The sequence below is a fragment of the Novosphingobium sp. TK46 genome, assembly GCF_055361525.1.
This window is the reverse complement of the sequence record NZ_CM143963.1, coordinates 3,430,807-3,449,850: the sequence shown is the minus strand read 5'-3', so window position 1 is coordinate 3,449,850 and position 19,044 is coordinate 3,430,807. Positions and strand designations below refer to the sequence as shown.

The 19,044-nt window shown below is 63.5% G+C and carries 16 protein-coding genes; 3 read left to right on the top strand and 13 right to left on the bottom strand.

The genetic code is table 11. The annotated features are described in order from the left end of the window. Positions 1-51: 51 nt before the first annotated feature. Positions 52-969 carry a tyrosine recombinase gene (locus ACXJ1Z_RS16500; RefSeq protein WP_463778137.1) on the bottom strand — a complete coding sequence of 306 codons (918 nt, stop codon included), beginning with the start codon at positions 967-969 and terminating at the stop codon, positions 52-54. Positions 970-972: 3 nt separating this feature from the next. Next, entirely contained in the window at positions 973-2,664 is a 1,692-nt protein-coding gene (locus ACXJ1Z_RS16495; RefSeq protein WP_463778136.1) for a hypothetical protein, read from the bottom strand. A gap of 377 nt (positions 2,665-3,041) precedes the next feature. On the opposite strand from ACXJ1Z_RS16495, the gene ACXJ1Z_RS16490 reads away from it, so the two are divergent. The 3 genes from ACXJ1Z_RS16490 to ACXJ1Z_RS16480 all read left to right on the top strand — a co-directional run bounded on the left by ACXJ1Z_RS16490 (position 3,042) and on the right by ACXJ1Z_RS16480 (position 6,214). Continuing rightward, positions 3,042-3,617 (top strand): shikimate kinase, encoded by a 576-nt coding sequence (locus ACXJ1Z_RS16490; protein ID WP_463778135.1) that lies wholly within the window; start codon positions 3,042-3,044, stop codon positions 3,615-3,617. Next, the gene (gene aroB / locus ACXJ1Z_RS16485) at positions 3,608-4,714 is read left to right on the top strand and encodes a 3-dehydroquinate synthase (protein WP_463778133.1); all 1,107 of its coding nucleotides are present in this window, start codon (positions 3,608-3,610) and stop codon (positions 4,712-4,714) included. The genes ACXJ1Z_RS16490 and aroB overlap by 10 nt, the downstream gene beginning before the upstream one ends. Positions 4,715-4,843: 129 nt before the next feature. Then, positions 4,844-6,214 carry a peptide MFS transporter gene (locus tag ACXJ1Z_RS16480; RefSeq protein ID WP_463778132.1) on the top strand — a complete coding sequence of 457 codons (1,371 nt, stop codon included), beginning with the start codon at positions 4,844-4,846 and terminating at the stop codon, positions 6,212-6,214. Between the two features lie 44 nt (positions 6,215-6,258). Here the strand turns inward: ACXJ1Z_RS16480 and ACXJ1Z_RS16475 are convergent, their stop codons facing one another. The 11 genes from ACXJ1Z_RS16475 to gor form a co-directional block, all read right to left on the bottom strand. Beyond that, positions 6,259-7,041: an acyl-CoA thioesterase domain-containing protein gene (locus tag ACXJ1Z_RS16475; protein WP_463778130.1), complete on the bottom strand. Its 783-nt coding sequence runs from the start codon at positions 7,039-7,041 to the stop codon at positions 6,259-6,261. Further along, entirely contained in the window at positions 7,041-7,412 is a 372-nt protein-coding gene (locus ACXJ1Z_RS16470) for a tRNA-binding protein (protein WP_463778128.1), read from the bottom strand. Before ACXJ1Z_RS16470 ends, ACXJ1Z_RS16475 begins: the two co-directional genes overlap by 1 nt. A 4-nt stretch (positions 7,413-7,416) precedes the next feature. Then, the gene (locus ACXJ1Z_RS16465; protein ID WP_463778127.1) at positions 7,417-9,438 is read right to left on the bottom strand and encodes an ATP-binding protein; all 2,022 of its coding nucleotides are present in this window, start codon (positions 9,436-9,438) and stop codon (positions 7,417-7,419) included. Continuing rightward, the gene (locus tag ACXJ1Z_RS16460) at positions 9,420-10,250 is read right to left on the bottom strand and encodes an alpha/beta hydrolase (protein WP_463778125.1); all 831 of its coding nucleotides are present in this window, start codon (positions 10,248-10,250) and stop codon (positions 9,420-9,422) included. Before ACXJ1Z_RS16460 ends, ACXJ1Z_RS16465 begins: the two co-directional genes overlap by 19 nt. 23 nt (positions 10,251-10,273) lie before the next feature. Then, on the bottom strand, positions 10,274-11,323 hold the full coding sequence (bioB, locus tag ACXJ1Z_RS16455; protein ID WP_463778124.1) for a biotin synthase BioB: 1,050 nt from the start codon (positions 11,321-11,323) through the stop codon (positions 10,274-10,276). Beyond that, positions 11,320-11,775: a DMT family transporter gene (locus ACXJ1Z_RS16450; RefSeq protein WP_463778123.1), complete on the bottom strand. Its 456-nt coding sequence runs from the start codon at positions 11,773-11,775 to the stop codon at positions 11,320-11,322. Before ACXJ1Z_RS16450 ends, bioB begins: the two co-directional genes overlap by 4 nt. Positions 11,776-11,783: 8 nt before the next feature. Further along, positions 11,784-14,036, bottom strand: coding sequence for a methylmalonyl-CoA mutase (scpA, locus tag ACXJ1Z_RS16445; RefSeq protein WP_463778121.1), 2,253 nt, complete (start codon positions 14,034-14,036; stop codon positions 11,784-11,786). A 56-nt stretch (positions 14,037-14,092) separates the two neighbouring features. Continuing rightward, positions 14,093-14,530, bottom strand: coding sequence for a methylmalonyl-CoA epimerase (gene mce / locus ACXJ1Z_RS16440; RefSeq protein ID WP_463778120.1), 438 nt, complete (start codon positions 14,528-14,530; stop codon positions 14,093-14,095). Beyond that, positions 14,527-15,732 (bottom strand): beta-ketothiolase BktB, encoded by a 1,206-nt coding sequence (gene bktB / locus ACXJ1Z_RS16435; RefSeq protein WP_463778118.1) that lies wholly within the window; start codon positions 15,730-15,732, stop codon positions 14,527-14,529. The genes mce and bktB overlap by 4 nt, the downstream gene beginning before the upstream one ends. Before the next feature lie 67 nt (positions 15,733-15,799). Further along, positions 15,800-17,329: an acyl-CoA carboxylase subunit beta gene (locus ACXJ1Z_RS16430; RefSeq protein WP_463778117.1), complete on the bottom strand. Its 1,530-nt coding sequence runs from the start codon at positions 17,327-17,329 to the stop codon at positions 15,800-15,802. A gap of 174 nt (positions 17,330-17,503) precedes the next feature. Beyond that, positions 17,504-18,850, bottom strand: a complete 1,347-nt coding sequence (gene gor / locus ACXJ1Z_RS16425) for a glutathione-disulfide reductase (RefSeq protein ID WP_463778115.1) — start codon at positions 18,848-18,850, stop codon at positions 17,504-17,506. Positions 18,851-19,044: the final 194 nt, after the last annotated feature.

Sequence of the window (19,044 nt, the reverse complement as noted above, 5' to 3'; positions counted from 1 at the left end):
GTTCGTTTGCGCTGTCGCATTGCTCCGCTCTCCAACTCTCGATCCGATGCGTTAGCCCGCATCGGCTTGAGCAAGAGGATGCCGCGCATTTACCAGAGCGACAAGCCGCGCGCTGTCGACATGCGTGTAGATCTGTGTCGTCGCGATATCGGTGTGGCCGAGCAGCATCTGCAAAACGCGCAGATCCGCGCCACCTTCCAGCAGATGCGTCGCGAAGGCATGCCGCAGCACATGGGGCGAGACACGCGCAGGGTCGATATCGGCCCGGACCGCGAGTTCTCGCAGTAGTTGGAAAAGACGTACCCGGGTAAGATGTCCATCGATCCCTCGCGACGGGAACAGGAAGCGCGGAGCGGTCGCGCGAAACCTCAGCCAGCGTGACAACGCCTGTCTCGCGCGCGTGCTAACCGGCACCATCCGTTGCTGGCCGCCCTTCCCCGTGATGTGCAGGAATGGCGCGTCGCGTGGTACCGCGTTCAAGGGCAGGCTGACGAGTTCACTCGCGCGCAGACCCGAGCCATAGAGCAACTCGAGCAGACATAACAGGCGGACCGCCGGCGGATGGTCTGTGGCAGCCTCATCCTCCGCAAGGGCAAGCAAGCGTACGACTTCCTCGCGAGACAGAAGCCGCGGCAACGGACGCCGGGTCTGCGGGCGGGGCAGAGCCGCTGAAGGGTCGTTCTGACGAAGACCCTCATCCACAAGGAAACCGTAGAATTGCCGCAGTGCCGAACAGCGCCGCGCCAGGCTCGATGCGGCCAGGTCCGTCCAGGTCTCTCCAAGTGAAGCCAGTTGTGGCCCCTCGGCTCTCGCAGGGTCACCGATTGCTAATCGGGTGGCGGCAAGATCGCGCCGATAGGCGTCGATCGTGTTGCGTGAGGCACCGCGTTCCGCGGCAAGCATTGCCAGGAACGCCTCGACGGCATCGCCGGTCGGTTCGGACGCTCTTGGTTCGAGCGGATCCGGCATGGCTCAGGCTCGCGCGACCGCCTCGGCGGCGATCATGCGGGCCTCGGCGTCGAAGCCTACCGAGCGTAAGGCTGACACGATATGATAGAGGTAACGCGGCGTCATCTGCGACCAGCTTACGCCTTGCATGCCAAGGCCGGCCAGGAACGCCACTGTCGTCACGTCGCCGCTGCGTGCCGCCGCATCGATTGTCTGCGTCCAACGCGACGTCTGGCCCAACCCCAGCTTGAGGTTGGCGGAGTAGCTGCCTGCGCTGCCATTGTCGATCCGGCCAAGACCGGCAAGTCCGGCGACGAGAAACGCCGACTTGCGCGCTCCCGCGGTGTCATCGGCCTCGACGAATTTGTCGATGTCACCGGTATCCACCGCGCCTGTTCGTTGGGGAGCAGCAAGCACGAGCATGGCCCAGCCATCGCTGCCCGCATTCACCACGTTGGCCCAACGCATCGCGTTCGCGTCCAGCCCTGCTGCGAGCATGGAGGCGATCAGCGCATCTGCACTGTCGACCATCGTCGCGCTGGCCGGCAGGCGAGCCGCTGCGTAAGCGGTTAGAACCTTACGGGAATAGCCCTCCTGCGCAAGCTTGCCGCCCTCCCAAAGCGAGCGCATTGCGGCGAGCCGCGCTGCTGGATCCTCCAGCACATAGGCGTCGCGCAGCTTCTCCGCACGATCGGACCACTCGCCGGTAACATCGGGCTCGGCATAAAGCTGGCTGTAAAGATCAACCATAGCGGCGCTCGAAAACACCCCGCTGGCACCGGCGCGGTCGGCTGCGGCGGCGCGTCGAGTCAGGCCGATCATCGGCGCCAGCGCTGCCACGGAATCATAGCGAGCGTCGGCATCCGCCATGATGCTGGCGGGCGGAGCGAGCCCGACGGCATTCGTCAGACCGAAGCGCCATGGCGTCATGTCGTCGACACCATCCCACTCGATCGTCGTCGCCCTGCGTGAGCGTCCCGCGGCGCCGACGTATTTCTGCGCCAGTAACAGGTCGATCCGCGGCATCGTCCCACGAAAGCGATATCGATCGAGCTGGGCGATCGCGGCCGGGCCATTGCCGCGAAAGGCGGTGCAGATAGACTTGGCCACGTTCCACTGCGCATCATCGCGCGCCGCTCCTTGCGTGGTCAACACGGGACACACGCCGGTGAAATCGGCGGCGTCGGCATAGGCATCGAGCGCGACGCCATCAAGGTCGGGCGTGAAGTTACCCGCATCCACATCCTGCAGGATCGCACGAGCGGCATCGCTCTCGCCCATGCGCAGCAGCAGACCGACACGCAATGCCAGGAACTCCTGCGGAGCCATGCCGCGCGGCGCATCGAGCCGCGAAATCAGAGCGCGACGCAGCAGGATATGCCCCCACCGCGATACCATCGGCCCGCGATTGGCGGCGAGCGCAAGGCGGATCAGACGACCGTTCTGGCTCGCCAGTACCGACCCGTCGAGCCCTCCCTCACTCATGTCGAGCAGCCCGACCTGACTCATCGCCCGGCGCGCACCTGCCGGCATGTCGAAGTCCGGCTTGAGGCCCAGCAGATCCTGGAAATCCTCCGGCGTCATTTGCGCCAGCTCATCAAGGGACGGCAACCGCTTGACGGTATGCAAGCCATCCCCACCAGGCGCGCCGGGCGATAGCGAAACGACTTGCGATCCACCCGGAAGCGTCTGCACGACCGGCGTAGCGGTAGCCACCGGTCTGGGCGCTGGTGATAAAGGGGTGCGAGGGGCCGAAGGTGTAGTCCGCGCCGATGGCAGAGGGCTCGGCTCACCAAGACCCGGCGGCAACAGCGATTCCGGCGCGCCCTGCGCGAGCGCAAGAGCGGACGTCAGCGCCAACAAAGCGCCCGAGACGCCCAGAACCCTTCTCACTTCACGGGCCTTGGTATCGGGAGGGACTCATCGATCTGACGCAGAGGCTGGCGGCCGCCATCGATCCAGGCATAGCCGAGCAAAGCCAGCACCGGCAAAGCGAGTGCCGTCACTACAGTCCGTCTGCCAATCAACCGCTTCAACCGACTTCCTCAACGATGCTTGCGCGCGGACCTAGCGCAACTATAGGGGCGGCTGCAATGGACCATCCACAGCCACGCTTTTCCGATCAGGACATCGCCGAGTTAGCGCGGAAGATCGATCGTCCCATCGTGCTGGTGGGGATGATGGGTGTCGGCAAATCGAGCGTCGGCAAGCGGTTGGCGACGGTTCTGCGTTGGCCCTTCGTCGATGCCGACGACGAGATCGAACTATCCGCCCGCATGACGATACCCGAGATCTTCGCCGAGTTTGGCGAGGGCTACTTTCGTGACGGAGAGCGGCGGGTGATCGCACGACTGCTGGCCGAGGATCGCAAGCGCAGCGTCATCGCCACGGGCGGCGGCGCCTTCTGCAACGAAGGGACGCGCCAGCTCATCCTGGATAGCGCGATCGCGGTATGGCTCGACAGCGACGTCGATACGCTCGTCGATCGCACCGCGCGCAAGGACAACCGCCCCCTCCTGCGCGATGGCGATCCTCGCGAGATTCTCGGCCGCTTGCGAGACGAGCGCGCGCCGCACTATCGAATGGCGCAGATCCACGTGATCAGCGCGACCGGGCCTCACACCCAGACCGTCAACCGGGTGCTGCAAGGGATCTCGCAATGGCTGTGATATCGGTCGACGTCGCCGGGCGCCCTTACGACGTTCATGTCGGCACCGGCCTGTTGGAGAAGCTTGCCGGGCATTGCCGCGGACGGCTGCGCAAGCGCGGTGTGCCGATCATAACGGATGCGAACGTCCACGCGCGATGGGGCGCCACCGTCGAGGACGCGTTGCGTGCCGAAGGTCATGAGCCCTTGTGGCGCATCCTCCCCCCAGGCGAGCAAACCAAAAGTTGGGACGAGCTTGCGGCTACCGTCAACTGGCTGTTGTCGATCGAGGTCGAACGTGGCGACCACATCATCGCGCTTGGCGGCGGCGTCATCGGCGATCTTACCGGGTTTTGCGCATCCATGCTCAAGCGAGGTTGCAACTTCATCCAGGTGCCGACGACACTGCTGGCACAAGTCGACTCCAGTGTCGGCGGCAAGACCGCGATCAATACCCCGGCGGGCAAGAACCTGGTCGGTGCGTTCCACCAGCCTGCGCTTGTCCTCGCAGATCTGTCGGTCCTCGACACTCTGCCCAGGCGCGAGTTGCTGGCCGGCTATGCCGAGGTCATCAAGTACGGCCTGCTGGGCGATGCCACGTTCTTCGCGTGGTGCGAGGCGAACGGCGCTGCGATGCTGGCCGGGGATATCGCCTTGCGCGAGTACGCCGTCGCGCACAATGTCACCGCCAAAGCGCGCATAGTGGCCGCGGACGAGTTCGAGCGTAACGGCACGCGTGCACTGCTGAACCTCGGGCATACGTTCGGCCACGCGCTCGAAGCGCAGACCGGGTTCGGCGCTGCCCTGCTGCATGGCGAGGCCGTCGCGATGGGGATGGTGCTCGCTGCGCGCTATTCGGCCCGTAAAGACCTTATGCCCCACGAAGATGCCGAGCGTGCGGCGCGGCATATCGAAGCGATTGGCTTGCCAGCAAGATTGAGCGCGCTGCCGCTCGATTGCGATGGGGAGACGCTGGTGGCGCACATGCTACATGACAAGAAGATGGATGCTGGCACCCTGCCCTTCCTGCTGTTGAGAGGGATCGGCGAAGCCTTTCTCGATCGCGATGTCAGCCTTGCGGACGTTGCCGCCTTCCTCGACGATGAGCTCACCCGTTAGGTCAGGCCGTGACGACGGAACGGACCGCCACCTGTTCGCGTGATCATCGAAGCTCGAACAAGCAGCGGTGGTGACAAGGCACGCCCCAGCTTCTAGCCTTGAACACCATCGTTCCTCAACGGATCCACCATGACCGCAGCTGAAACCACGCCTGTGATCGATCTGGAAAAAGCCGATCGCGCATTTTTGGGTCATCCCAAAGGTCTGGGCTTCCTCGCCTTTGTCGAAGGCTGCGAGCGTTTCTCCTATTATTCCATGCAGACCTTGCTGGTGCTGTACATGGTCAAATATCTGCTACTGCCCGAAAATATCGGCCACGTCGCGGGCCTCCAGATGCTGCAGCACGGTTGGTACGATGGACGCGAGGGTCAGCAACTGGCTTCTGCCATCTTCGGCGATTACACCGCGCTGGTCTATCTTACGCCCATCCTGGGCGGTATCATCGCCGACCGTTGGCTCGGCCGCCGTGCGACCCTGATCCTCGGGGGAGCGGTCATGGCGCTGGGCCACTTCCTCATGGCGTTCGAAAGTGCGTTCCTGCTTGCGCTGGTATGCCTGATCATCGGCGTCGGACTGTTCAAGGGGAACATCGCCAGCCAGGTTGGCGAGTTGTACGGCCCCAAGGATATGCGCCGGGCCATGGCGTTCCAGCTTTTCTACATTGCGATCCAGGTGAGCGTCATCGCCGCACCGCTGATATCGGGAACGCTGGGTGAGCAGGTCAGCTGGCATTACGGCTTTGGCTGTGCCGGCGTCGTCATGGTTTTCGGACTTGCCGCGTATATCTTCGCCAAGCCATGGTTGCCGCCCGAGCGGCGCTCGAAGACCGCGTCAGCGATCCCGGGCGAAAAGCTGCAGGCGAGCGATGTTCCGCGCTTGTTGGTACTCCTGGCGTTGATCCCGATCCTGGCACTTGTCCTTCTGACCAACCAGGAGATTTTCAACGCCTACCTGATCTGGGCAGATCAACACTTCCAACTCACATTCGCCGGCTATACCGCGCCGACAAGCTGGATGATCACGATGGATGCCACGACCAGTTTCACGCTCCTCGTGGCGGTAACGGCATTCTGGAAATGGTACGCGGATCGTACCGGCCGCGAGCCCGACGAGCTGGGCAAAATGATCATCGGCAGTGCCTTCACGGTAGCTGGCGGGCTTTGCCTCGTTATCGCCGCCTCATTGCAAGGTAGTGGAAAGATCGGGCTGTTCTGGCCCGTCATGTTCCACATCCTCAATTCGATCGGCTTCGCACACACCCTGCCGGTCAGCCTGGCCTTGTTCACCAAGGTCGCACCCCGGGCACTCACGGGCACTGTTGTCGGCCTGTACTACCTGGCGTTCTTCGCGACGAACAAGATCGTCGGCGTTGTCGGCGGATGGTACTCGACGATGGACACGGTCCACTTCTGGCTGCTGCATGTGGCTGCAGCGGCAATCGGGCTGATCGCTTTCGTGGTGCTTAAGCTGACACTGGGCAAGGTGTTGGCACCACAATAGCCAGGGCCAGCGACGGCGTCGGCCTAGGCAGCCATGACGCTACGTCATCCAAACAAGGCGATTGACTGCAATCCGGCCATGGCGGGAACCCCGTCGGCGTTCCACGCCGTCATGCGCTGGCTTGATCCACCGTCCAGGGCATGATCACCGATGGACCGCAGCAGCCACCAACCGTCGTTGGTCTTGGGCATCGCCGTCAGCAGATTGACCTGCCAGTGCATCGTGCTCACTGGCGTTTGCAGCGCCACGAGCGGCATGACTCCCGGTGGAAGCGCGTCCGCCGCGAGTAACAGCGCGACTGTCGGATCGAGCCGCGCATGATCGAGGGGGCGCACCCACCAGCATACGTCGGGGAGCGGTCGTTCGCTTCGTGCCAGCGCAAAACGCACTTCAAAATGATTTTGCAGAAATGCTGGCGCGCGAGCATTCTCGAAGGTGCGAGCATGCTCCCTTGCTATCAGATCGCCTCGCGGCTGCGCATACTGGATCGTCAACGCGCTGTGCACCGGCTGCATGAACACGAAATTCGCCGCGAGCCCGATACCGCGTTCGGTCGAGATCTCCACAGCGATCCATGTCGCGTTACGTCCCTGCCGCATAAGTTTTGCGCTGATGGTAATCTCCCCGGCGAGCGGAGCCATCATCGCGATCTGTGCCGATCGCAGCGGCGGAAGCGGACCCCCGATGCGCATGGCTTCGGCGAGGGCGATCGCAGACGAGAATCCCCCGTAAGCCGTCCGGCCCTGGTGCCAGCTTTCCGGCACGACCACGATCCGCCCCCCTTTCACGACACGTGCTTCGTCCAGCACTTGCGCAAAGGCGGTCATCAGAACAGGCGCGAGCCGTTGGGCACGGCCTTGTCGGGAGAGAACAGGACCACCCTGCCCTCCTCGTCCGCGAACCCCAAGGTCAGCGCTTCAGACAAAGCCTTGCCGATCTGGCGTGGCGGAAAATTCACCACCGCCGCGACTTGCCGGCCGATCAGTTCCTCGGGCGTGTAGAGCGCCGCGACCTGGCCGACGCTGCGGCGTTCGCCCACGCCGGGACCGAAATCGATCCGCAACTTGAAGCTGGGCTTGCGCGCGCCTTCGTAGACCTCGGCGGCGATCACGGTGCCGATGCGGATATCGACCCGGAGGAAGTCGTCGAACGCGATGTCCTCGCTCGCGGCTGCCGCCGGGTCGTGATCCAGATGCACGGGCCTATTCCAGTTCGAGGATCACTGCGTCGACCGCCAGGCTCTGGCCAGCCTCGGCATTGACCGCCTTGACGGTCCCGGACTTCTCGGCGCGCAGGATGTTCTCCATCTTCATCGCCTCGATCACCGCGAGCGGCTGACCCAGTTCGACCTTGTCGCCCTCGGCGACATGGAGCGAGACCAGCAGGCCGGGCATCGGGCAGATCAGGAAGCGCGAAAGATCGGGCGCGACCTTCTCGATCATGTGCACCGACAACGGCGCCAGACGCGTGGGCAGCACGCCGACCTTGTGGATCGCCCCGCGCGTGGTGACCTTCAGGCCATTGCGCGTGGGCTCGACCTTGAGGCCCATCACGTCGCCATCGACTTCGGCTTCGATCAGGCGATCGCCTGGCGTGTATTCCATCGCCAATTCGACGCTGCTGCCATTCACCGTGACATCGTCTTCGTCGATTACGACGTCATAGGCATCCTTGTCGATCGTCACCGTCCACTCCGACGGCGGCGCCAGCGTCCTGCCAAGCTGTCCGTCGATCCGCCGCGAGCGGTCGGCCCGCGCGGTGGCGATGAAGCCGGCAACAGCAGCGATCTTGGCCTTGGTCTCGTCCGACGCGGCCGCCCCGACGAAGCCGTCCGGATACTCCTCGGCGATGAAGCCGGTGGTCAGCTCGCCCGAGCGGAAGCGCGGGTGCTGCATGATGGCAGAGACGAAGTCGATGTTGTGGCCCAGGCCTTCGATCTCGAAGGTGTCGAGCGCGGCGATCTGCTTGTCCGCCGCCTCGTCGCGGGTCTCGCCCCAGGTGATCAGCTTGGCGATCATCGGATCGTAGAACATCGAGACTTCGCCGCCTTCGTAGACGCCGTCATCGACGCGCACGCCATCGATGCCGCGGCGGCCATTGGCCTGACCGTCGTCGGTCCAGCCGTCCACCGGCGGCTGATAGCGCACCAAGCGCCCGGTCGATGGCAGGAACCCGCGATAGGGATCTTCGGCGTAAACGCGGTTCTCGATCGCCCAGCCGTCGATGCCGATGTCGTCCTGCGTGAACGCGAGCTTCTCACCGGCGGCGACGCGGATCATCTGTTCGACCAGGTCGATGCCGGTGATCGCCTCGGTAACGGGGTGCTCCACCTGCAGGCGGGTGTTCATCTCGAGGAAGTAGAAGCTCTCGCCCGTCGGATCCGCGCCCGAGACGATCAGTTCCACCGTACCGGCCGAGTAGTAGCCCACCGCACGCGACAGCGCGACGCACTGTTCGCCCATCGCCTTGCGCATCTTGGGCGTGACGAACGGCGACGGCGCTTCCTCGACCACCTTCTGATGGCGCCGCTGGATCGAGCATTCACGCTCGTTCAGGTAGAGGATGTTGCCGTGCTGATCGCCCAGGATCTGGATCTCGATGTGGCGCGGGTTGAGGATGAACTTCTCGATGAACACGCGGTCATCGCCGAACGAATTCAGGCCCTCGCGCTTGGTCGCCTCAAAGCCTTCGCGCACGTCCTGCTCGGAATAGGCGAGGCGCATGCCCTTGCCGCCGCCGCCGGCCGACGCCTTCATCATCACCGGGTAGCCGATCTCTTCGGAGATGCGGACCGCATGCTCGGTGTCTTCGATCTCGCCGACGAAGCCGGGGACGACGTTGACGCCGGCCTTCATGGCCAGCTTCTTGGACTCGATCTTGTCACCCATCGCCGCGATGGCGTTCACTGGCGGGCCGACGAAGGCGATGCCCTCGGCGGCGAGCGCTTCGGCGAACGAGGTCCGCTCGGACAGGAAGCCGTAGCCCGGGTGGACCGCGTCGGCGCCGGTCTGCTTGGCGGCGGCAATGATCTTGTCGGCGATCAGGTAAGACTGCGCGGCGGGTGCCGGGCCGATGTGCACGGCCTCGTCGGCCATCTGCACGAACGGCGCGCGCGCGTCGGCGTCCGAATAGACGGCGACGGTCGCGATGCCCATGCGGCGCGCGGTCTTGATGACGCGGCAGGCGATCTCACCACGATTTGCGATCAGGATTTTCTTGAACATGTCACCTCGAAACCCGCAACCGGGTCATGCTTGTTGGCGGTCGGAAACAGGAACTGTAGCGCCTGCGGCGAAAGGGTGTGATAGGCGGTCGCGTGGGTCAGATCGGTTCGCGGCACGAAGCACACGAGCGGACCAGCGGCGGCGGCGACGCGGACCGCCGCATTAGAGGTTTCCGGCCCTTCGTTGGAATACGTCAGATACAGGTGACCGCGCGTTTGCTTGCCGGCCAGCAGACGACCCGCTTCCTTGGAGAGCGCACCATCCTGCCACCAAAGGCTGGCATCGATGGCCGCATAACGGTCGAACAAGCTGGGCTCGCGCAGCCAGGTCTCGACAACGAACAGGCCGGCGAGAGACTCACCGATCACGCCGTCTTCCCCGTTGGTGCGATAGTTGGCCGCAACCAGGGGCTTGACCCGATCGCGCAGGAAAGCGCGGAAGCGGGCCGCCTGGCCGGCGGTGGGATATTGCTCGTGCTGAGCCGCCGTGCCGGGGCTGCCGATGAGTTCGGCGCGGCGATCCTTGGTCTCGATCCCCACGACGATCACCGGCAGCGACCGGCCCCAGATGGTGTTGAGCGCGCTGGTGCCTGCGACATGCAGGAAATCCTGGGAAAGCCCGCCATCGATCACGTAGAGTACGGGATAGCGCTCCGCCCCCTCGCCGTAGCCATCGGGAAGGTAGACGTTGATCTGGCGGCTGTCGCCATCCGCATAAGTCAGTTGGCGTGTTTCGCCGATCGCGATCGGCACCGCGGCGGTTTGGGCCGCGGTGGCACTACCCGACCCGCATGAAAGACAGGCCAATGCCATCAGCATCGATCCCGCCATCCTGATCATTCGGCCGCTTCCAGCTTCGCGCAGCCCGCAGGCATGCGCTCGGCTTCGAACTCGGCCTCGGTTCGGGCGATCGCCATGGGCTTGATACCGAGGCGGGCGAACATCGCCGCATCGGTGTCGTCGCCTGCGTTGGGGGCGGTAAGCAGCGTATCGCCGGTGAAGATCGAGTTGGCGCCGGCCATGAAGCACATCGCTTGCGTCATTTCGGACATGGACTCACGACCGGCCGACAGTCGTACCATCGAGAGTGGCATGGTAATTCGTGCCACGGCGACGGTGCGCACGAATTCCACGTCGTCGATCTTCGCGAGCGGCGTGTCGGCCAGCATGTCGCCAAGTACCGTGCCCTTGACCGGCACCAGCGCGTTGACCGGGACAGATTGCGGATGGCTTGGCAATGTCGCGAGGGTGTGCACGAACCCGACGCGGTCGGCGCGGGTCTCGCCCATGCCGACGATGCCGCCCGAGCAGACGTTGATTCCGGCCATACGCACGTTCGACAGGGTGTCGAGGCGGTCGTCCATGGTACGGGTGGTGATCACCTGGTCATAGCGTTCGGGCGAAGTGTCGATGTTGTGGTTGTAGTAATCGAGCCCCGCCTCGGATAGCATATCCGCCTGCGCCGGGGTCAGCATGCCCAGCGTCATGCAGGTTTCCAGACCCATCGAGCGCACGCCCTTCACCATCTCGATGATGGCGGGCATGTCCCGATCCTTGGGATTACGCCAGGCGGCGCCCATGCAGAAGCGGGTCGAACCGGCATCTCGGGCCTGCGCCGCGCGTTGCAGCACTTGCTGAACCTCGAGCAGCTTGGTCGCCTTGACGCCGCTGTCCGCCTTCACCGACTGCGAGCAGTAGCCGCAATCTTCGACGCAGCCACCGGTCTTTATCGACAGGAGCGTCGAAAGCTGGACCTCGTTGGCCGCATGGTTCGCCCGGTGGACTTCGGCGGCGCGGAACACCAGTTCGGTGAAGGGCAGGTCGAACAGCTCGGCGATCTCGTCGCGCGTCCAGTCGATACGGGGCTCGAAAGTCTGGTCAGTCATACGGTTCGCTTTGCGAGATAGATGCCGAAGCACATGACGGCGAGGCCTAGGGCGCGCTTGGCTTCGAGCGGAGTGCGGATCGACCCGAACCACCCGAAGTGATCGACCGCAGCGGCCATCACCAACTGGCCGATCAGCACGAAGAAGATCGCGTTGCCCAATCCAATGCGTGGCGCGAAGTAGGTGATCGACAGGATGTAGAACACCATGAACACGCCGCCGCAAAAGTATTGCGGCGGAACCGCCTTGAATTGCGCGACCGAGGGAACACCAGCGAAGGCAAGCGCTCCGAGTGACACCACGAAGGCTCCCACGAACAACACCGACGTAGCCGCTGCGGCATTGTCGAGCCCCCGGCCCAGTCCGGCGTTGAGCGCCGCGAGCACGGGCACGCCGATCCCGGTCAGGAACATGACGAAGGCCGCCGTCCAGAACTGAGATTGGTGGCTCACGGTCAGGCTTACTCCGCCGCCTGCAGCTCTTCGCCAGCGGGCGGCATGTTGTGGCCCAGCAGGCGCAGCACGTCCGCAGCGCATTCGACCACGTTCGAGCCAGGGCCGTAGATGCCCTGTACCCCCGAATTGCGCAGATATTCGTAGTCCTGCGGTGGGATCACGCCGCCAGCGATCACCTTGATGTCGTTGCGGCCAGCCTCACGCAGGCGCTGGACGAGCTCGGGGATCAGCGTCTTGTGGCCTGCTGCCAACGAAGATGCGCCGACCACATCGACGTCGTTCTCCAGCGCCAACACGACGGTTTCCTCGGGCGTCTGGAACAGCGGCCCGGAGACGATATCGAAGCCCATATCGCCGAACGCAGAGGCGATCACGTTGGCACCGCGATCGTGGCCGTCCTGGCCCATCTTGGCGACCATCAGCTTGGGCTTGCGACCCAGGCGACGTTCCACCGCGGCGACGCCGTCGAGAACCTGCTGCCAGCGCGGGTCGCCGGCGTAAGGTGCCCCGTAAACGCCCTTCACCGGCGTCGGCTGAGTGCCGTAGCGGGCGAAGCTCTCTTCCATCGCGGACGAAATCTCGCCCAGCGTGGCGCGCGCGCGGGCACAGTCGACCGCGAGCGCGAGCAGGTTGTTCTCGATGCTCGACTGGCCGGCAGCGCCATCGCGAAGCGCTTTCAGGGCCGCCTGGCATGCCGGCTCGTCGCGCTCGGCCTTGGTCTTGGCGATGCGGGCAATCTGCCCCTCGCGCACCTTGGCGTTGTCGACTTCGAGGGTTTCGAGGAAATCCTCGGTGGCTAGGCGGTACTTGTTGACGCCGACGATCACGTCATCGCCGCGATCGACCCGCGCCTGGCGGGCGGCGGCTGCGGTCTCGATCATCGCCTTGGGCCAGCCTGCCGCGACCGCCTTTGCCATGCCACCTTCGGACTGGACCCGCTCGATGATCTCCCAAGCCTGGTCGACCAGTTCCTGCGTCAGCGCCTCGATATAGTAGGAGCCACCCAGCGGATCGACCACCTTGGTCATCCCGGTCTCTTCCTGGATGATGATCTGGGTGTTACGCGCGATGCGCGCCGAGAAGTCGGTCGGCAGCGCGATCGCCTCGTCGAGCGCGTTGGTGTGCAGCGACTGGGTGCCGCCCAGCATCGAGGCCATCGCCTCGATCGTGGTGCGCACCACGTTGTTGTAGGGGTCCTGCTCCTGCAGCGACACGCCGGAGGTCTGGCAGTGAGTGCGCAGCATCTTCGAACGCTCGTCCTGCGCGCCCAGCTGTGTCATCGCGCGGTGCCACAGCACGCGCGCAGCTCGCAGCTTGGCGATCTCCATGAAGAAGTTCATGCCGATTGCGAAGAAGAAGCTCAGGCGCCCTGCGAACTTATCGATGTCGAGGCCCGAGGCGACGCCGTATTTCACATACTCCATGCCATCGGCGATGGTGAAGGCCAGTTCCTGGACCTGCGTCGCGCCGGCTTCCTGCATGTGATAGCCGGAGATCGAGATCGAGTTGAACTTGGGCATCTCGCGGCTGGTATAGCCGAAGATGTCCGAGATGATCCGCATGCTCGGCTCAGGAGGATAGATGTAGGTGTTGCGGACCATGAACTCCTTGAGGATGTCGTTCTGGATGGTCCCGTCGAGCAGCTTGCGGTCGACGCCCTGCTCCTCACCGGCGACGATGAAAAACGCCAGGATCGGGATCACCGCGCCATTCATTGTCATCGAGACCGACATCTTGTCCAGCGGAATGCCGTCGAACAGGATCTTCATATCCTCGAGCGTATCGATCGCAACGCCGGCCTTGCCGACATCGCCGGTGACGCGCGGATGGTCGCTGTCATAACCGCGATGCGTGGCAAGGTCGAAGGCGACCGATAGGCCCTTCTGCCCCGCGGCCAGGTTGCGCTTGTAAAATGCGTTCGATTCCTCGGCGGTCGAGAAGCCGGCGTACTGGCGGATTGTCCAGGGCCGGCCGGCATACATCGAGGCACGCACGCCACGCGTGAACGGCGCGAAACCCGGCAGGCCAGGTTCGGCGGTCACGTCCTCGGCGGTGTAGAGCGGCTTGACCGCGATGCCTTCGGGCGTGTTCCAGGTCAGGTCCTTGCCCTTGACCTCCTTGTCGGCAGCCGCGCGCCACTTCTCGAGATTTGGATTGGCCGAGGGCTCGGGGAGCTTGCGCGTATCAGGCACGGCGCCGCTGTCTTCGCCCAGGTTCGTCTCGATCGTTGGCCCATTCTGCTGGGGAGTGTCGCTCATCGTCGTGTTCCTCAGTGTCGCCTTCGCCGAGAAGGGTTCAACCTTCCCGCCTCGTGTCAGTGCGCCGCTTTGGGCGTTTCCATGATCTCGGTCAGCTGTCCGCCCATGTCCTTGGGGTGGACGAAGAAGATCATCGTGCCGTGCGCTCCGACGTGCGGTTCACCCAGCACACGCTTACCAAGGCTGTCGAACCAGGCCTTGGCCTCGAGAATATCCGGCACTTCGTAGCAGAGGTGGTGCTGGCCACCGAGCGGGTTCTTTTCCAGCCACTTGCCAACGGCGCTATCTGGCGTGGTTGGCTGCAGCAGCTCGATCTGGGTTCCAGCGGTGCCGCCCTCGCCCGGCGTGTTCACGAAGCACACGCGTACCTGCTGGCTTTCCAGCACGAACGGTTCGGTGATGTCGGTCGCGCCCATGACGTCGCGATAGAACGCGATGGAGGCATCAAGATCGGGCGTGGCGACGCCGATATGATTGAGACGACCTAGCTTCATGCTGCCTGCTCCAATGCGGCGTCTGCGACGTTCTCGATCACCATCGCAATACCCTGCCCGCCACCGATGCACATGGTGATGAGGCCATAGCGACCGCCGATGCGCTTTAGTTCATACATGCACTTGATCGTCAGCATCGTGCCGGTGGCGCCGACCGGATGGCCGATCGAAACGCCCGATCCGTTCGGGTTGACCTTCTCGGGATCGAAGCCGAGCACCTTGGCGACGGCACACGCCTGGGCAGCGAACGCCTCGTTGCTCTCGATCACATCCATCTGCGCGAGACTGAGGCCAGCGCGCTTGAGCGCAATCGGCACGGCCTGAATGGGACCCTCGCCCATGTATTCGGGCTCGACGCCGGCATGGCCCCAGGCGACGATCCTGGCGAACGGGGTCAGGCCACGACTCTCGACTTCGCTGGCAGTCGCCAGAACCACCGCCGCGGCGCCGTCGTTGATACCCGAGGCGTTGCCGGCGGTGACCACGCCATCCTTCTTGAACGCGGTGCGCATGGCACCGAGCACTTCGAGCGTGGTGTCGCCCTTCACATGTTCATCCGTATCGAACACGGTGACGCCCTTGCGCGTCTTGATCTCGACCGGGAGGATCTGCTCCTTGAAGCGACCTTCCGCGATGGCCCGTGCCGCGCGCTGGTGGCTCGTGACCGAAAGCGAGTCCATGTCGTTGCGCGTCACCTGATGACGTTCGGCGACGTTCTCGGCGGTGATGCCCATGTGGTAGCCGCCGATCGCGTCCGAAAGCCCGAGCGTCAGCGCGTCTTCCTGCGTGTTGGCGCCCATCTTCTTGCCCCAGCGCACGCCGTGGTCATGATAAGGTACGTTAGACATCGATTCCGCGCCGCCGGCGACCGTGATGGACGCCTCGCCCAGCTTCATCATCTGCGTGGCGGACACGATGGCCTGTACGCCCGAACCGCACAAACGGTTGAGGGTCAGTGCCGGGACGGCCGCAGGTATGCCTGAGTTGAGCGCCATGACCCGGCTCAGCATCTCGTCGCGTGCGCTGGTCGGCATAACCTGGCCGACCACGACATGCTGCACGGCTTCGGGCTCGACGTTCGCGCGCTTCAACGCTTCGGTCACGACCATGCCGCCAAGTTCCGATGGCATGAAAGACTTCAGCGACCCACCAAAATCCCCCACGGCGGTGCGCACGCCGCTCACGATGTAGACGTCTTCCATAACGAACCTCGGTTTCTCAACGGTTCGACGCGCGCCCTTGGGATGTCCGCAGGCACGGCCTCAATTCCTAGAGTGGGATGTTGTCGTGCTTCTTCCAAGGATTCTCGAGGCTCTTGTTGCGCAGCTTGCGCAGACCCAGAGCAATCCGCCGGCGTGTCGAATGCGGATAGATCACCTCGTCGATGTAGCCACGGCTGGCGGCGACGAAGGGATTGGCGAACCGATCCTCGTATTCCTTGGTACGTGCGGCGATGCCGTCCGCGTCCTGGCCGCGGAAGATGATCTCGACCGCGCCCTTTGCCCCCATCACCGCTATCTCTGCGGTCGGCCAGGCGTAATTGAGATCGCCGCGCAAGTGCTTCGAACTCATCACGTCGTAAGCGCCGCCATATGCCTTGCGGGTGATGACGGTGATCTTCGGCACGGTCGCTTCGGCATAGGCGAACAGCAGCTTGGCACCATGCTTGATGATGCCGTTATGCTCCTGGTCGGTGCCGGGCAGGAAGCCGGGCACGTCGACGAAGGTGATGATCGGGATGTTGAAGGCGTCGCAGAAGCGCACGAAGCGCGCGCCCTTTCGCGAAGAGTCGATGTCGAGGACGCCGGCCATCGCCATCGGCTGGTTCGCGACGATGCCCACGGTCTTGCCCTCGATACGTCCGAAGCCGATCAGGATGTTCCGCGCGTACGTCGGCTGGATCTCGAAGAACTCGCCTTCGTCGACTGTCTTACGGATAACCTCGTGCATGTCGTAGGGCTGGTTGGCCGAGGGCGGAATGATCGTGTCTAGGCTGTCTTCCAGGCGATCCCAGGGATCTGCGCAGGGGCGCTCGGGCACCTCTTCACGATTCGAGGACGGCAGAAAGTCGAAAAAGTCGCGCGTCGCCAGCAAGGCTTCGATGTCGTTTTCCAACGCGAGGTCGGAAACGGAGGTCTTGCTGGAATGTACGACGGCGCCGCCCAGTTCTTCCTGGGTGACGATCTCGTTGGTGACGGTCTTCACCACGTCCGGGCCGGTGACGAACATGTACGAGCTGTCCTTCACCATGAAGATGAAGTCGGTCATGGCCGGCGAGTACACGGCGCCGCCAGCGCAGGGGCCCATGATCAGCGAAAGCTGCGGCACCACGCCCGAGGCAAGCACATTGCGTTGGAAGATTTCGGCATAGCCGCCGAGGGACGCTACGCCTTCCTGGATGCGGGCGCCGCCGGAATCGTTGAGGCCGATCACCGGCGCACCGACCTTCATCGCCTGGTCCATGACCTTGCAGATCTTCATCGCGTGACGCTCGGAAACCGCGCCGCCGAAGACGGTAAAGTCCTGGCTGAACACGAACACCAGACGGCCGTTGATCGTACCCGATCCCGTTACGACGCCGTCCCCGGGGATCTTGGGCTGATCGAGCATCCCGAAATCGACGCAGTTATGTTCGACATAGGTATCGAACTCTTCGAAACTGTCCTCGTCGAGCAGCACTTCGAGGCGTTCGCGTGCAGTAAGCTTGCCTTTGGCATGCTGCGCGTCGATCCGGCGCTGGCCGCCGCCCAGCCGCGCAGCGGCCCGGCGCTTCTCCATCTCGGCGATGTTTGCTGACATTCCCGCTTTCCTTGCCCGCATGAACGATGAGCCCTGTCCTAAGGCAGGAAGGCGGCCACAGGTCAATAGGTTTAAGCGCGCGATTAACAACCATGGCAGCGAGGGCGCTCGGACCCTGCGAGGCACTTCAAGGGAACCGAGCGCGCGCTTTTCCTGCGGATACCAGTCGGTTGCCTACTTAAGCAGCACGAGTTCCTCGGCCATGGTCGGATGGATGGCGAGGGTCGCATCGAAGTCAGCCTTGGTCAGGCCCGCCTTTACCGCCACTGCGGCGGCCTGCATGATCTCGGGAGCGTCGGGGCCAATCATGTGGATGCCGACGACCCTGCCGGTGATGCCATCGCAGACCATCTTGTACAGCGAGCGCTCGCTGCGATGGGCCACGACGTTTTTCATCGGCCTGAAATCGCTCTCATAGACCTTCACCGAGCCGAGGCTCTGCTTCGCCTGCGCCTCGGTCAGGCCGACGCTGGCGATCGGCGGATGGCTGAAGACCGCGCTCGGGATGCAGGAATAGTCCACGGTATGTGGATTGCTGCCAAACACGGTATCGGCGAACGCCTGCCCTTCGCGGATGGCCACGGGGGTCAACTGGACGCGATTGGTCACGTCGCCGATCGCATAGATGTGATCGATGCTGGTTCGCGAATTGGCATCCACCTTGATCGCGTTCTTGTCGTCGAGTTCCACCCCCACGGATTCGAGCCCGAGGTCCTCTACGTTGGGAACCCGTCCGGTCGCAAACAGAACGCAGTCGACCTCGATCGGCTCATGGCCCGACATCGATACGCGCAGACACCCTTCGGACGTTTTTTCAATGCCCTGTATCTCGGCATGAAACCTGAAATCGATGCCTTTCATGATCGATATCTGCAGCAAGCGATCGCGCAGCGATTCATCATAGCCGCGCAGGAGCTGATCGGTTCGGTTGATGAGAGTCACCTTGGACCCGAACTGGTGGAAGATGCCGGCAAACTCATTGGCGATATAGCCGGCACCCGCAATCAGGATGCGTTTGGGAATGGCGTCGAGATGGAATGCTTCGTTCGAGGTTATGCCAAGCTCGTGCCCCGGGCAGGATGGAACGTGGGGGCGGGCACCTGTCGCCACCAATATCTTGGCCGCAGTCTTCTTCGTGCCATTTGCCAGCGTGATTTCGTTCGGACCCGTGATCGTCGCGCGGTCGTGAAAAATCTCGACTCCGCTGTTCTCAAGGGTCTGAGTATATATCCCATTGAGGCGATCGATGTCCGACAGCACGTTGTCCCGCAGCTTGACCCAATCGAACGTGCAATGCGGGATGTCCCAGCCGAAATGCTTGGCGTCTTCGAGATCCTCGGCGAAGTGGGCACCGTACACGAGCATCTTCTTGGGTACGCAGCCGCGGATCACGCACGTGCCGCCGACCCGATACTCCTCCGCCACGGCAACCCGGGCGCCGTAAGCGGAAGAGACGCGCGATGCGCGCACGCCGCCAGAGCCGGCACCAATGGTGAAGAGGTCGTAATCGAATTCGGGCATCAGGCATGGCTCCGGAAAGTTCATGGCGCATATGCGTGCGCCCGAGCCTGATTGCCATAGATGCCGTACCTTGGGGCGGAATGCGGCTGGTCGCACCATGCCGACAATCTATCGCATACGACTTGTCTATTCTCTTGGTAGAGTATATTTGGGGCTGACGCGGACGACGAAACGTATCGAGTTCGGCCCATTTT

Coding starts and splice junctions, on each gene's coding strand:
- gor (WP_463778115.1), bottom strand. CDS start 18,850: ATGCCCGAATTCGATTACGACCTCTTCACCATTGGTGCCGGCTCTGGC.
- bktB (WP_463778118.1), bottom strand. CDS start 15,732: ATGGAAGACGTCTACATCGTGAGCGGCGTGCGCACCGCCGTGGGGGAT.
- mce (WP_463778120.1), bottom strand. CDS start 14,530: ATGAAGCTAGGTCGTCTCAATCATATCGGCGTCGCCACGCCCGATCTT.
- ACXJ1Z_RS16460 (WP_463778125.1), bottom strand. CDS start 10,250: ATGGCATTGGCCTGTCTTTCATGCGGGTCGGGTAGTGCCACCGCGGCC.
- aroB (WP_463778133.1), top strand. CDS start 3,608: ATGGCTGTGATATCGGTCGACGTCGCCGGGCGCCCTTACGACGTTCAT.
- scpA (WP_463778121.1), bottom strand. CDS start 14,036: ATGAGCGACACTCCCCAGCAGAATGGGCCAACGATCGAGACGAACCTG.
- ACXJ1Z_RS16475 (WP_463778130.1), bottom strand. CDS start 7,041: ATGACCGCCTTTGCGCAAGTGCTGGACGAAGCACGTGTCGTGAAAGGG.
- ACXJ1Z_RS16490 (WP_463778135.1), top strand. CDS start 3,042: ATGGACCATCCACAGCCACGCTTTTCCGATCAGGACATCGCCGAGTTA.
- ACXJ1Z_RS16430 (WP_463778117.1), bottom strand. CDS start 17,329: ATGTCAGCAAACATCGCCGAGATGGAGAAGCGCCGGGCCGCTGCGCGG.
- bioB (WP_463778124.1), bottom strand. CDS start 11,323: ATGACTGACCAGACTTTCGAGCCCCGTATCGACTGGACGCGCGACGAG.
- ACXJ1Z_RS16500 (WP_463778137.1), bottom strand. CDS start 969: ATGCCGGATCCGCTCGAACCAAGAGCGTCCGAACCGACCGGCGATGCC.
- ACXJ1Z_RS16465 (WP_463778127.1), bottom strand. CDS start 9,438: ATGTTCAAGAAAATCCTGATCGCAAATCGTGGTGAGATCGCCTGCCGC.
- ACXJ1Z_RS16480 (WP_463778132.1), top strand. CDS start 4,844: ATGACCGCAGCTGAAACCACGCCTGTGATCGATCTGGAAAAAGCCGAT.